Origin of the sequence: Wolbachia endosymbiont (group A) of Bombylius major, from assembly GCF_947251895.1 — a bacterium.
GTDB classification, from domain to species: Bacteria; Pseudomonadota; Alphaproteobacteria; order Rickettsiales; family Anaplasmataceae; genus Wolbachia; species Wolbachia pipientis.
This window is the reverse complement of sequence record NZ_OX366395.1, coordinates 991,951-1,005,538: the sequence shown is the minus strand read 5'-3', so window position 1 is coordinate 1,005,538 and position 13,588 is coordinate 991,951. Positions and strand designations below refer to the sequence as shown.

The window sequence follows — 13,588 nt, the reverse complement described above, 5'->3', positions numbered from 1 at the left end:
TTTAGTTATTTACTCCAAGTGTATTTTATGTATACTCATTACTAAATTAATTTTGAAATGATAGAAAATGAATGAATTTAAATCGATCCGTAATATAGCAATAATCGCACACGTTGACCACGGTAAAACTACTTTGCTTGATAACATGTTAAAACAAAGCGGCACATTTCGCGAGAATCAAGAAGTTCAAGAACGAGTGATGGATAGTGGTGATCAAGAGCGTGAACGCGGGATTACAATACTTGCAAAATGCACATCAATAATGTGGGGTGATGAAAAGATCAATATTATTGATACGCCAGGGCACGCAGACTTTGGTGGAGAAGTGGAAAGGGTATTGTGCATGGCAGATGGTGTGTTGCTGCTGGTTGACGCTGCAGAAGGTCCCATGCCACAAACAAAATTTGTGCTCTCAAAAGCACTAAAAGCAAATTTGAAGCCAATTGTGATAATCAATAAGGTCGACCGACCAGACAGCAGAATTGATGAAGTATTAAATGAAATATATGAGTTATTTTTTAACCTTGATGCAACCAACGAGCAGCTAGATTTTCCAGTGTTGTATGCTTCAGGTAGAAATGGCTGGTGTGCTAAGGAGCTTTCTGATGAAAGAAAAGATTTAAGCCCATTATTTTCAACGGTTATAGATTATATAAAACCTTCTGTTTATAATCAAAATGCACCTTTTGCTATGTTGGTCACTCTACTTGAGTCTGATAAGTTTCTTGGCAGAATATTGACAGGAAAGGTTTATCAGGGCATTGCAAAAGTCAATTCAGATCTTAAGGTGCTTGACCTCGATGGCAAAGTAATTGAACGAGGAAGATTAACTAAGTTGCTCTCATTTTCTGGCTTGAAACGTATCCCAGTAGAACAAGCTGTGGCGGGAGACATAATTGCAATTGCAGGACTTGAGGAAGCTTCAGTTTCAGACACTATAGCAGCACCAGAGGTTACAACTGCAGTAAGCTCAACTCCAGTTGATCCGCCGACAATGGCGATTACTCTGAGTGTTAATGATTCACCTTTTGCTGGGCAAGAAGGTACAAAGCTTACCTCAACTGCTATAAAGGATCGCTTATACGCGGAGGCAGAAACAAATGTTGCAATTACTGTGACTTTGGCACCAAGCGGTGAAGCGTTTGAAGTAGGTGGACGTGGTGAGCTACAGCTTGGGGTGTTAATTGAAAATATGAGGAGAGAAGGTTTTGAGCTTTCGGTATCACGCCCTCGAGTGCTATTTAAGGAAGAAGATGGCAAAAAACTTGAACCTATAGAGGAAGTAGTAATTGATGTAGATGATGAATATAGTGGAATCATCATGGAAAAACTCAGCTTCCGTAAAGGTGAAGTAACTGACATGAGACCTTCTGGTAATGGCAGGACAAGATTAACGTTTTTAGTGCCATCAAGAGGATTAATCGGTTATCAAGGAGAGTTTTTAACTGATTCTCGTGGCACAGGCATAATTAACCGTTTATTTCACAGTTATGCTCCACATAGAGGTCCAATTTCTGGAAGGCGCAATGGAGTTTTAATTTCTACAGATAAGGGTGAGGCTGTGGCATATGCAATTTTCAATTTGCAAGACAGGGGAATTATGTTTATTAAGCCACAGGATAAGGTATATTGTGGCATGGTTGTCGGCCAGCATAGCCGTGACAATGATTTGGAGATAAATGTGTTAAAGGGTAAGCAGTTAACAAACGTAAGAGCTTCAGGTAGTGATGAAGCTATAAAACTCACTCCACCAAAGATAATGACACTGGAGGATATGATAGCGTATATAGATGATGATGAATTGGTGGAAGTAACTCCAAAATCTATACGTTTACGCAAGAAATTCCTTGATCCAAATGAACGTAAGCGTGCAGGAAGGGCAAAGAATAAGGAGTAATCAGAAGTTGAATATTTGTGTAAAATAGTGTATAATTATTCATCTCCTAATTGTATTTAATTATGGCCTTTTCGAAATTTCTCGATCTAAAAAACAATTTCGCGTTCAAGAGAATATTTGGCACTAAGAAAAATAAAGATATTCTCGTTCACTTTCTCAATGATATATTGGACTTCGCTGGCAAAGATGAAATAGAAGAAATAGAATTTCTCAGCACTATCATGGATGCTGAGATTGCCTCTAAAAAACAAAGTATTGTTGATGTTTTCTGTACTGATTCTGCTGGAACCCAGCTAATTATTGAAATGGTGCGACCTGAAAGTCTTCGGTCATATTGTTTAAAAGGAGAGGAATTCATTCAGAAAGAAACTGAAAGGATTCTAAAGCTTATTGAACCAGATGTTTTGCCATCTGAGTCTACGCATCAGTGCGAATTGGGCAACCAGTTGGTGCCGAGCGATGCGGACAATGAACCTCCTCTTGATAAAGAAGATGCTCAATCGTGAGAGAAAGCATAAACTACAAGCATCATGTGGTTGGAGGGCTAGGCTTAGTAGTATGGTGAACGTAAGTGAAGCTTCATAAGTATCGTAACGATTAAAGAGCTAAAGATGCTGATAAGCTCCGACCAAAAGGTAATGTGACATTTTTCATTTCTGGATGTACGCAAATCACCGGTATAGAGAAGCCACCTAACCCACTATTGTATGACAAAAGGAACAGGGTAAGCCTGTATTTTCGCCTATATGGCAGGCAACCCGCAAGGAATGCTGATGGATGTGCAGGTAAAGGATAATGGAGAAAGCGAATGCCATTTTGTAACGAAATGGATAGAATTTGTAACATTAATTCGCGTGAAAACGAGCAGACTTCCATTTGGTCCCTCGTGACAAGAAACTTTGTTAACCACTTGAGGTAGAGAAGCAGATGATTACAAGTAAAACTGTAAGTGCGCCTACCAACAGCTCTGAAGCATGGAACCAGTTATCATGGAAGAAATGCCAAAAAGTTGTTATGAGGCTACAAAGACGTATTGTTAAGGCTGTCCAACAAGGCAGATGGGGTAAGGTGAAAACTTTACAACATCTTCTCACACGCTCTTTTAGCGGCAAAGCTTTGGCGGTTAAGAGAGTAACTGAAAACCAAGGAAAAAACACAGCAGGTGTAGATCGTCGAATATGGTCAACTTGCAACACAAAATTTCAAGGAATAAAGCTATTAAAACAAAGAGGATACAAACCTTCTCCGCTAAAACGGATATACATCAGTAAGTCTAATGGCAAAAGAAGACCTCTTGGAATCCCCACGGTCAGAATGGACTGCACTCAAGTCCAGTCAATATTCGGGATATACTACTATCACTCATCCATTTCATCCATGGAATGGGCAACGTTTTCAAATATTATCGACAAAGAACTTCAAGAACCGGGATATATTTAGTTTGAGAACATTAACGTGTGGTACAATAGGTATTCCACGTGATTGGACAGACAAGGCAGACCCTAACCCTTATCAGACCCTTACTGATTTATCGCCTATTTTATCATTTTCTCATCTTCAACAGTTAGTTAAATTGGTTACCAATCTCGATCAAACTACGAATAACAAATAGGTTGATCAATGACTAACGTAAGAGCGGTTGTGAGAAGAAAAATATGCCATTGGAAGGAAAAACCTCCGTAGTATCAATAGACACTACTCAGATAGCTACTTGTGTCGCCAATATGCTGCATAAGTACTTAATAGCAGAACAACAATTGATTAAAACGGAGGATATTAATAATGACAACACACAAAATTCAGAATCATCATGTATTAAAACTAGCATATATTTATTTAAGACAATCAACAATGGGACAGGTAAGGCTCAATCAGGAAAGTACTGAGAGGCAGTATAAATTAAAGGATAAAGCACAGCAAATGGGGTGGTCTAATAATGCAATAAGAGTTTTAGATGGTGATTTAGGGATTTCAGGAACCCAAACTAATAATCGAGAGGACTTTAAAATGTTAGTTGCCGATGTGTCAATGGGAAAAGTAGGAGCAGTGTTTGTGTTAGAAGCATCAAGATTATCTAGATCTTGCAGTGATTGGCATAGATTACTGGAATTATGTGCTTTAACCGATACATTGATTATAGATGAAGATGGTTGTTATAATCCTAATGATTTCAACGACCAATTGCTGCTAGGGTTAAAAGGAACGATGTCACAAGCAGAGTTGCACTTCATCCGTGCTAGACTTTTGGGAGGGAAGATAAATAAGGCTAAGAAAGGAGAACTTCGGTTCCCTTTACCAGTAGGATTTTGTTATGATGATGAAAGCAATACTAGGTTTGACGATAACGAGCAAGTAATACCAAATCTCATAAATAGGTAGACAAATAATTCACAGAGCAAATGGTTTGAAAAGAATTTTCCGTAATATTACGAATGAATGCACATACAGTATGCTCCAATAAACTAACAGAGTCATATATTCTATTTTTAATGAGATTGTCTTTCAAATATTGCCATAAACGCTCTACTGGATTTAACTCTTACTTTTACCCACAAATGTAAAAAGTGAGTAAGCTAAATAATTTAGGATCAAAATGATAGAAACAAGTATAAGCGTGCAATATACAGATGGCTTAGGGGATAAATGGCTGGAAAGAGAGTTAAAACACATTAATTTGGGAGATATAAGGCTTAATAAAAGACTTATAAAAACAAGTTATTGCATAGAGGGTAAGGCATCTGAATCAAAGCTGTAGTGGGTGGAAAGAAGCTAAGGGTGCATATAAGCAATGAAAAGCTTGAAGATAAGGGAATTTATTCTTCCCATTATAAAGAAACTAAGGAAAGAATAAAAGGAAACCAGATATTTGTATGGTTACTATGATAGTTCCTTTTTGGGAATGTTCAAAAAAGTGTGTCAAACCGAAAAAAAAGTAATAAATTGATATAAAAAAATGGAGGTGTGACAATGAGTCAGAAAGTAGTAAACAGAACTAACGGATTGGTAGATTATAAAGAGTTGGAAACAAATATCCTGTCGTCTATACGAGAAGGAAGACCGTTGACAGGAAGGGAGGGAGCATTAACACCATTTATAAAAAAGCTGCTGGAAGCAAGTTTGGAAGGTGAAATAGAAAACCACTTATTAGCTGAAAGTGAAGAGAATAATCGAAGAAATGGGAGAAATGGAAAGACTTTACGGACAAGTGCCGGTTCATTTGAACTTTTGACGCCAAGGGATAGAGAAGGAAGTTTTGAGCCGCAAATAGTCAAAAAAAGGCAAACAAGCTTACATCCAGAGCTTGAAACGAAGATTTTGAGCACATTTGCCAGTGGTATGAGCTATAGAGATATAGCGTCACACGTTGAGGAAATTTATGATCACAAAATATCGGCGGCAGAGATATCAAGTATTACCGACAAATTACTGCCTATAATCAATGAATGGCGTAGTCGTCCACTGCAATCAGTATACCCGATAGTATTTATGGATGGGATGTTCTTTAAGGTCAAAGAGGATGGACATTGCGTAAGTAAATGTATGTACAATATATTGGGCATAGACCAAAATGGCAGAAAAGAAGTCCTGGGCTTTTATTTGGCTGAAAGTGAAGGAGCTAACTTTTGGTTGGGAGTGCTAAATGACCTCAAAGAAAGAGGAGTAGAAGATATTCTGATTGCATGTGTAGATGGGCTAAAAAGCTTTCCTGCAGCTATAAATAGTGCGTTTCCTAAAGCAGAAGTACAGCTATGTATAGTGCATCAGATAAGAAATTCACTAAAATATGTATCCAGCAAAGATGTGAAAGTTTTCATGAATGATTTGAAAAAAATATATCGTGCTACAAGTAAAGAAATTGCTGAAAATTACTTACTTGAGCTGGAAGAAAAATGGGGAGAAAAGTATCCTTTAGTTATAAAATCGTGGCAGAACAATTGGGAAAATTTATCTGGTTATTTCAAGTATTCTAGCCCAGTTAGAAGGCTAATTTACACCACAAATCCAATTGAGGGGCTGCACAGACAGATCAGAAAATTCACTAAAACCAAGGGCTCATTTACCAGCACAAATGCCTTGTATAAACAGGTATATTGTGCTATAAAGAAGGTAGAGCAAAAATGGACTATGGCTCTGCCTAATTGGGCTTTAACTATGTCTCAACTTGATATTTTCTTTCCAGATAGATTGAAAATTGAGTTGAACTAAAAATGCGCTTTGACACACTTTTTTGAACATTCCCTCCTTTTTTAAGAAAGTTTTAAATTTCATACCTAACAATAAACAACTTTAGGTTTAAATTTATGAAATCAGTTGTTATATACATCAGCAAATACGAATTTAACTGGTGTTATGGACTTAAATAAATTTACCGAAAAAGCAAAAAGTCTAATTCAAAGTGCTCAGATGAAAGCGTTGGGAGCTGGGCATCAGATTTTTATGCCTGAGCATTTACTCAAAGTGATGCTTGAAGATGAATCAGGTTTAGTTCAGAATTTGATAAACGCTTGTGGTGGAAATGTGCAAAGTATTTCTGATGCTGTGGATAGCGCAATAAAAAAGTTGCCAGTAATTGAAGGTCCAGGAAGTGGTGGCCTTCAACTTTCAAGAGCAATAGCAAAAGTTTTTGAAGATTCAATTGGTATTGCTCGGAGGAATAAAGATTCGTTTGTTGCCATTGAGCGTTTACTACAGGGCCTTACTGCACAAAAAGATGATACTGTAGGCAAAATTCTGGCAGAGAATGGTGTGACTCCACAAAAACTGAACTCAGTTATTGCAGAAATGAGAAAAGGCAGCAGTGCAGACTCGCCAAACAGTGAGGAAAAATTAAACGCGGCAAAGAAATATACAAAAGATGTTACAGAGCTTGCTATGCAAGGCAAGCTTGATCCTGTAATTGGTCGTGATGAAGAGATCAGAAGAACTATGCAGGTATCACTGAGGCGGACAAAAAATAATCCAGTGCTGATAGGTGAACCTGGTGTTGGAAAAACTGCAATAGTCGAGGGGCTTGCAAACAGAATTGTTGCAAACGATGTGCCACTTGGTCTGCGTGATGCAAAGGTTTTAGCTTTGGATCTTGGTGCATTAATCGCTGGAACGAAGTTTAGAGGAGAATTTGAAGAAAGGTTAAAAGCAGTGATTAATGAAATTTCAAAAACAGAGGGAAAAATTATCTTGTTTATAGATGAGCTTCATACTTTAGTTGGAGCAGGAGCAACAAGTGGTGCAATGGATGCCTCGAATCTGCTGAAGCCTGCTCTTGCGCGTGGAGAAATTCGCTGTATAGGAGCCACAACTTTAGACGAATATCGTGAATATATAGAAAAAGATCCTGCACTTGCACGGCGTTTCCAGCCTGTGTTTATCTCTCAACCAACTGAAACTGATACCATTTCAATACTCAGGGGTTTGAAGGAAAGATATGAGGTGCATCATGGTATAAGAATTACAGATGGTGCAATAATTGCTGCTGCAACGTTGTCCAATAGATATATAACAGATAGGTTTTTACCTGATAAAGCAATTGATTTGATTGATGAAGCAGCAAGCAGGGTGAGAATTGAAATGGATAGCAAACCTGAGGTTATTGATGAACTTGAGAGAAAGGTTATACAGCTAAAGATTGAAGCAGAGGCTTTAAAAAAAGAAAGTGATGAAAATTCTAAACAGCGTTTAAAAAAGATAAATGAAGAGATCGAAAATCTAAACAGTAAATTTGCTGACTTGAACAGCAAATGGCAGATGGAAAAGAATAAAATAGCTAGAATACAAGAAACAGCCGAAAAATTAGATAACGCTAGAAAAGAGTTGGAATTAGTTCAGCGTAGTGGGAATTTGGGAAGAGCAGGAGAGCTGATGTATGGTGTGATTCCTCAGCTTGAGAATGAATTAAAAAATCAGGAAAAGGTTACTGATAGTTTCTTAAAGAAAGAAGTGACTGGAGATGATATTGCAAACATTGTTTCAAAGTGGACAGGAATTCCAGTTGATAACATGATGCACAGCGAAAAGGAAAAACTTCTCAACATGGAGAATGAAATAGGAAGAAGAGTAATAGGGCAGAAAGATGCAATAGAAGCGATAAGTAATGCAGTTAGGCGCTCTCGCTCTGGTGTGCAAGATACTAATCGACCTTTCGGTTCATTTTTATTCTTAGGCCCAACCGGGGTTGGAAAAACAGAACTGGCAAAAGCCCTTGCTGAATTTCTGTTTGACGATCAATCAGCGCTTTTGCGTTTTGATATGTCAGAATACATGGAAAAACATTCTGTTTCAAAGCTAATTGGCGCGCCTCCAGGGTATGTTGGCTATGAGCAGGGTGGCAGATTAACCGAAGCAATAAGAAGAAGGCCATATCAGGTTATTCTGTTTGATGAAATAGAGAAGGCAAATCCAGATATATTTAATATATTGCTACAGATCTTGGATGAGGGTAGACTCACTGATAGTCATGGCAAATTAATTGATTTTCGCAACACCATACTGATTTTAACTTCTAACCTTGGCGCTGAGATAATGCTAAAGGGGATTGCTGAGTCTGTAAAAGATGAGGTGATGCAAATAGTTAAATCAACATTTCGTCCAGAATTTTTAAACAGGCTGGATGAAATTATTATATTCCACAGTTTAACCAGAGATGACATTTACAAAATTATAGATGTTCAATTTTCTTATTTACAAAAAACACTTGCTAAGCGTAAACTGAGTATAAGTTTGTCGCAGGAAGCTAAAGAACTAATAGCACAAACTGGCTATGACCCTGAATATGGAGCAAGGCCCCTAAAAAGGGTTATACAAGAGTGTATTCAAAATAATTTAGCTAAATTAGTTTTATCAGGGGAAGTAGTAGAAAATGATGAACTAATAGTGTACGCTCTTGATAATGAAATCTTAGTTAAAAAGGTTTAAGTTCACTGTGTATTTTTGTTAAAAAAAATGTGTATAGATCATAATGTTGACACTGAGTCTTTATTTAAGCTAGCTGATCAAGAAAATCAGCAAGATAAAGAAAAAATTAAAAAATTTATTAAGTATTTTTATAGTTTTGTTTATAAAAGCGACCTAAAAGCCAATGATAAGTTTTTGCTATATATTGTAAACGATGCTTACAATTTTGTTTCTCAAAAAGAGAAAGATGAAAGTAAGTTAGTAGTAAGCAATATAGATGATATACCAGGAATAGAAGGCGATTTTACCACGATTAAGATAACAAACGATGATATGCCATTTTTGGTTGACTCCGTTATTGCAACTATTAAGTCGCACAATTTAACCATATGCTATTACAGCAACAGCATAATTAACATTAAAAGAAAAGAGGACCTAATAGATGAGATTTACCCTTTGGAAGAAAGCAATGGAATCAAAGAGTCAGTTATATATCTAATTATCAAAGGTATAAGTGACAGTTTTGTTGATACATTAAAAGAATCTCTACAAAAAACGCTGAAAGCAGTTAATTGCGTTGTGAAAGATTGGCACTTAATGCTTAAGAAACTTGATGAGGCAAGTCTTTCTGTCATCCCAGTACTTGATACTGGGATCCAGGAAAAGGACACGTGGATTCCAGTGTCACGCACTGGAATGACACCAGACCGAAATCAAGAGCAAAAAGATTTTCTAGTTTGGTTAAAGAATAATAATTTTGTATTTCTAGGTTATCAAGAATATATTGCTGGTAAAGATGAAAAACTCGTCTGTGATAGCAAAAAGGACCTTGGCCTGATAAGAGTAGGTCAAAGTACGTTGATTCCTTCTGCAAACCTTGATTCCCTATACATATTGAGATCAGATCTAATCTCAATAGTCCATCGGCGTACATACATGAATTGTATAGGAGTAAAAGAATTTGATGACCAGGGTAATGTAGTAAAGGAACGGCGTTTTTTCGGGCTATTTACTTCTGTAGCGGAGGTCCAAGATATTCGAACTATTCCAATAATAAGAGATAAAGTTAAAGTTATAGAAAAAAACGCGGGATTTGTAACCGGGGGTCACAATAACAAGGCTTTAATTTCTATTTTACAAGCATTCTCTTGTGATGAATTATTCCAATCAAATGAAGACGAATTATTGAAAATTTGCATTTCGATCATGTCTCTTGCGATTAGACCAAGGGTCAGATTATTTTTAAGAAGAGTAGGGGATTTTATTAGTTGTATAGTGCTGATACCAATGCGTTATGCTAGCGCTAGGCTAATGTTCAAGATACGTGACATATTGAAGGATGAGACAAGTGCAGGAAGTTCAGATATTTATAACAATCACATTATCAATGAATATGATTTGATGAAATTGCATGTAGTGCTAAAGACCAAAAATGCTAGCGTTCTTGATGATGAAGTTTTGCGTATCGAAAACAAATTAAGAAACATTACAGAAAAGTGGGAAGATCGTTTTATAGACAATTTATACAATACTTTTAGCACTGTTGAGGATATATTCATCCGTTATTGCAAGGCATTTCCAATAAGCTATCAAGAGAGTTTCGAACCTCATGACGCATATTACGATATGAAAAAATTGGAGATAGTGAGGAAGAAAGGAGTTAGCGAGGTCGATTTAAGACTTACTCGTGATAATCTTAATTATCAATTAAAGGTTTATACTCCAAACAATGGAGGCCTTGAATTATCGAAGATATTAAGGATCACTAAGAATTTAGGAGCTAAAATTCTATCTCATAATGGCTATTACATAGAAATTAACGGCGGAATATGGATACACCATTTTGTGTTGTCAAGAGTCGATGAATTAATAGACAACATTACTCTAAAAGAGCAATTTGAAATAACACTTGCGAAAGTGTTTAGCAAGGAAATTAAAAATGACTATTTCAATAGTTTGATCATTATTGCTGGGCTCAAGTGGAAGGAAGTGCTTCTGATTAGAGCGCTAAGTGCCTATCTAAAGCAGACGTCATTTAACTACAACCCAGAATATATCCAAAAGGTAGTCTCAGAGTATCCAAAAGTAGTAAAGTATTTGATACAACTATTTCATGCAAGATTTGATCCTAACATAGACATTGATAGAGCAGAAACTACGGACATTGTCAGAGAAAAAATTGAGGAACTTCTAAAAGAGATCAGCAATGTTTCACATGATTACGTTTTGCGCTCGATATTTAACTTGATAATGGCTATTTTAAGGACCAGTTATTATCAAGACGATAAACCATATTTATCTACAAAATTTGACTCAAGTAAAATAAATGGTTTGCCTGATCCTCGTCCGTATCGCGAATTGTATATTTATTCAAACCTTTTTGAGGGAATACATCTAAGAGGAGGGAAATTAGCCCGTGGTGGCTTAAGGTGGTCGGATAGGACGGAAGATTTTCGCACTGAAGTTTTGGGGCTCATGAAAGCTCAGATGACAAAAAATGCGGTTATTGTCCCTGTTGGTGCAAAGGGTGGGTTTGTAATTAAGCAAGTTTATAAAGACAAAGATACTTTAAGAGAGAAAAGTGTTGAGTGCTATAAGAGTTTTATTAGAGGAATGCTTGATATTACTGATAACGTGGTTGATGGTGAAATAATTCCACCAGAGAATGTGATTAGGTATGATGAAGACGATCCATACTTGGTAGTTGCAGCAGATAAAGGCACTGCTTCATTTTCTGATTATGCCAACCAGATAGCCTCTGAATACAATTTTTGGCTTGGCGATGCATTTGCATCTGGTGGATCAGCAGGTTATGATCACAAAAAAATGGGTATTACAGCCAGAGGTGCATGGATTGCAGCACAGAGGCATTTTTGGAAAATGAATAAGGATATTTACCAGGATGCAACTGTTATTGGAATTGGGGATATGGCTGGCGACTTATTTGGAAATGGTATGCTGCTTTCAAAAAATATACATTTAATCGGCGCATTTAACCATATGCATATTTTTGTTGACCCAAACCCTGATGCAGAAAAGAGTTTCACAGAGCGTAAACGTCTCTTTGAGTTACCATTTTCAACTTGGATGGATTATAATAAAGATTTGATTTCTAAGGGTGGAGGAGTATTTGAGCGTAGCAGTAAGCAAGTAAACATTTCTCAAGAAATGAAAAAATGCTTTGATATAACGGAAGATACGTTATCTCCAAGTGATTTGATTAGATATCTACTCAAAGCAGAAGTGAACTTCATATGGAACGGAGGAATCGGCACGTTTGTTAAGGCAAAGAGTGAAAGTCATAGCATGGTCGGTGACAAAGCAAACGATGAATTAAGAGTAAACGGTAAGGATATTAGAGCTTCTATGTTTATAGAGGGTGGAAATCTTGGTTGTACACAGTTTGGAAGAATAGAATATGCTGAAAAAGGTGGACATATCAATGCAGACTTTGTTGATAATTCAGCCGGAGTGATATGTTCGGACCTTGAAGTTAACATTAAGATTGCATTTGTTTCAGCTATGAAAGCAGGGGGTATTTCTTTAGAAAAAAGGAATGAAATACTGGCAAGTATGGTGGATGAAGTTGCATCCAAAGTGCTTGAGAACCACAACAAAATTGAAACAAAAGCATTACTTCTTGAGTGTTTGCAAGCTAAAGAGAGATTGGAGCAACACCACAGGTTACTGCTCAGTTTAGAAAAATCTGGGCTGTTAAACCGAAGCGTAGAATTTCTTCCAACTGAAGAAGAGATAGCAAGGATGTTAACTGGTGCAGAAGGTTTCAGTTCTCCTCAGCTCTCTGTTCTAATGTCTTATGCTAGAACAGCAATAAAAAATGAAATTATACATTCCGATCTGTCTGAAAAAGATCTTATATCTCATGACTACTTGCTAGGTTATTTTCCTAAAAAGATGGTAACAAAGTTTAAGGATTTCATATTAAAACACCAACTTCGTAGAGAAATTATCTCTACTTGCATTGCAAATGATGTAGTGAATAGAATGGGCTGTATATTCATCAATAATTTGGCTGAGAACACTGGAATTAAGATACAAGAAGCGGTTAACATATATATTGTTGTTACCCACCTGTATGATTTAAACAGCCTGTGGCAGAAAATTGATGAATTGGATGGAAAAATTGATGTTAACTCATACTTACAAATAGTGAGGAACGTGCAGAAATTTATTGGCAGAGTATCATTTTGGCTAGTGAAAAATCTTGGCAAGCTTAGCTTTGTAGAATTGGATGATGTTACAAAATTTAAAGATGCAATTGAAACTTTAGGCCAGAACTTAACTGATGTTTTAGATGAACACCTATTAAAGATCTATAGCCATGGATCAACTTCTTTAGTAGAACTTAATATAAATAAAGATCTAGCAAAAAAAGTTGCTGATCTATGCGTTCTTGCTTATGCACTGGACATTATATCTATTGCTGAACAGACATCTTTGTCCATTCTTGATGCTGGTAAAATATACTTTGAGTTAAAGTCGCTGTTAAGATTCGATCTGATTAGAACAATTGCCATCAAGATGAAAAGCCGCTCTTCTTATTGGGATCGCAGCTTAGTTAATGATTTATTGGACGATTTAAGCAATTACCATCACAAGCTAGCTGTTAAAGTCATAAAAGCTACTGATAACCCTGAAGATAAGGTTCAAACCTGGGCTTGTAATGATAAGGACTACATAGAACGTTATAATAGTTTTTTAGATGAGATGGTTGCTTCTAAACTTGATTTAAGCAAATTAATATTTATAATCAGAAGGATTAAAGTACTTGCTTCATAG

At 36.6% G+C, this 13,588-nt stretch carries 8 protein-coding genes and 1 pseudogene; all 9 read left to right on the top strand.

Going from position 1 to position 13,588, the window contains the following annotated elements; translation table 11 throughout:
* Window positions 1-67: 67 nt before the first annotated feature.
* The 9 genes and pseudogenes from typA (at window position 68) to OPR49_RS04755 (ending at window position 13,588) form a co-directional block, all read left to right on the top strand.
* Window positions 68-1,897 (top strand): translational GTPase TypA, encoded by a 1,830-nt coding sequence (gene typA / locus OPR49_RS04790; RefSeq protein WP_065094924.1) that lies wholly within the window; start codon window positions 68-70, stop codon window positions 1,895-1,897.
* 62 nt (window positions 1,898-1,959) lie between these two features.
* Window positions 1,960-2,205, top strand: a pseudogene (locus OPR49_RS07495) (PD-(D/E)XK nuclease family transposase); the annotation flags it as partial.
* Between the two features lie 619 nt (window positions 2,206-2,824).
* A complete protein-coding gene (locus tag OPR49_RS04780; protein ID WP_265026804.1) occupies window positions 2,825-3,337 on the top strand; it encodes a reverse transcriptase N-terminal domain-containing protein in 513 nt (170 codons plus the stop codon).
* The gene (locus OPR49_RS07620) at window positions 3,255-3,509 is read left to right on the top strand and encodes a DUF5372 family protein (RefSeq protein ID WP_353278128.1); all 255 of its coding nucleotides are present in this window, start codon (window positions 3,255-3,257) and stop codon (window positions 3,507-3,509) included. The genes OPR49_RS04780 and OPR49_RS07620 overlap by 83 nt, the downstream gene beginning before the upstream one ends.
* A gap of 170 nt (window positions 3,510-3,679) precedes the next feature.
* Window positions 3,680-4,276: a recombinase family protein gene (locus tag OPR49_RS04775; protein WP_265026803.1), complete on the top strand. Its 597-nt coding sequence runs from the start codon at window positions 3,680-3,682 to the stop codon at window positions 4,274-4,276.
* Window positions 4,277-4,490: 214 nt separating this feature from the next.
* Window positions 4,491-4,652, top strand: a complete 162-nt coding sequence (locus tag OPR49_RS04770) for a transposase (RefSeq protein ID WP_265026802.1) — start codon at window positions 4,491-4,493, stop codon at window positions 4,650-4,652.
* A gap of 212 nt (window positions 4,653-4,864) precedes the next feature.
* Window positions 4,865-6,103, top strand: a complete 1,239-nt coding sequence (locus tag OPR49_RS04765; RefSeq protein ID WP_265026724.1) for an IS256 family transposase — start codon at window positions 4,865-4,867, stop codon at window positions 6,101-6,103.
* 144 nt (window positions 6,104-6,247) lie between these two features.
* Complete coding sequence (clpB, locus tag OPR49_RS04760; protein ID WP_265026801.1) at window positions 6,248-8,809, top strand: ATP-dependent chaperone ClpB; 2,562 nt, start codon at window positions 6,248-6,250, stop codon at window positions 8,807-8,809.
* A 27-nt stretch (window positions 8,810-8,836) separates the two neighbouring features.
* Window positions 8,837-13,588, top strand: a complete 4,752-nt coding sequence (locus tag OPR49_RS04755; protein ID WP_265027530.1) for an NAD-glutamate dehydrogenase — start codon at window positions 8,837-8,839, stop codon at window positions 13,586-13,588.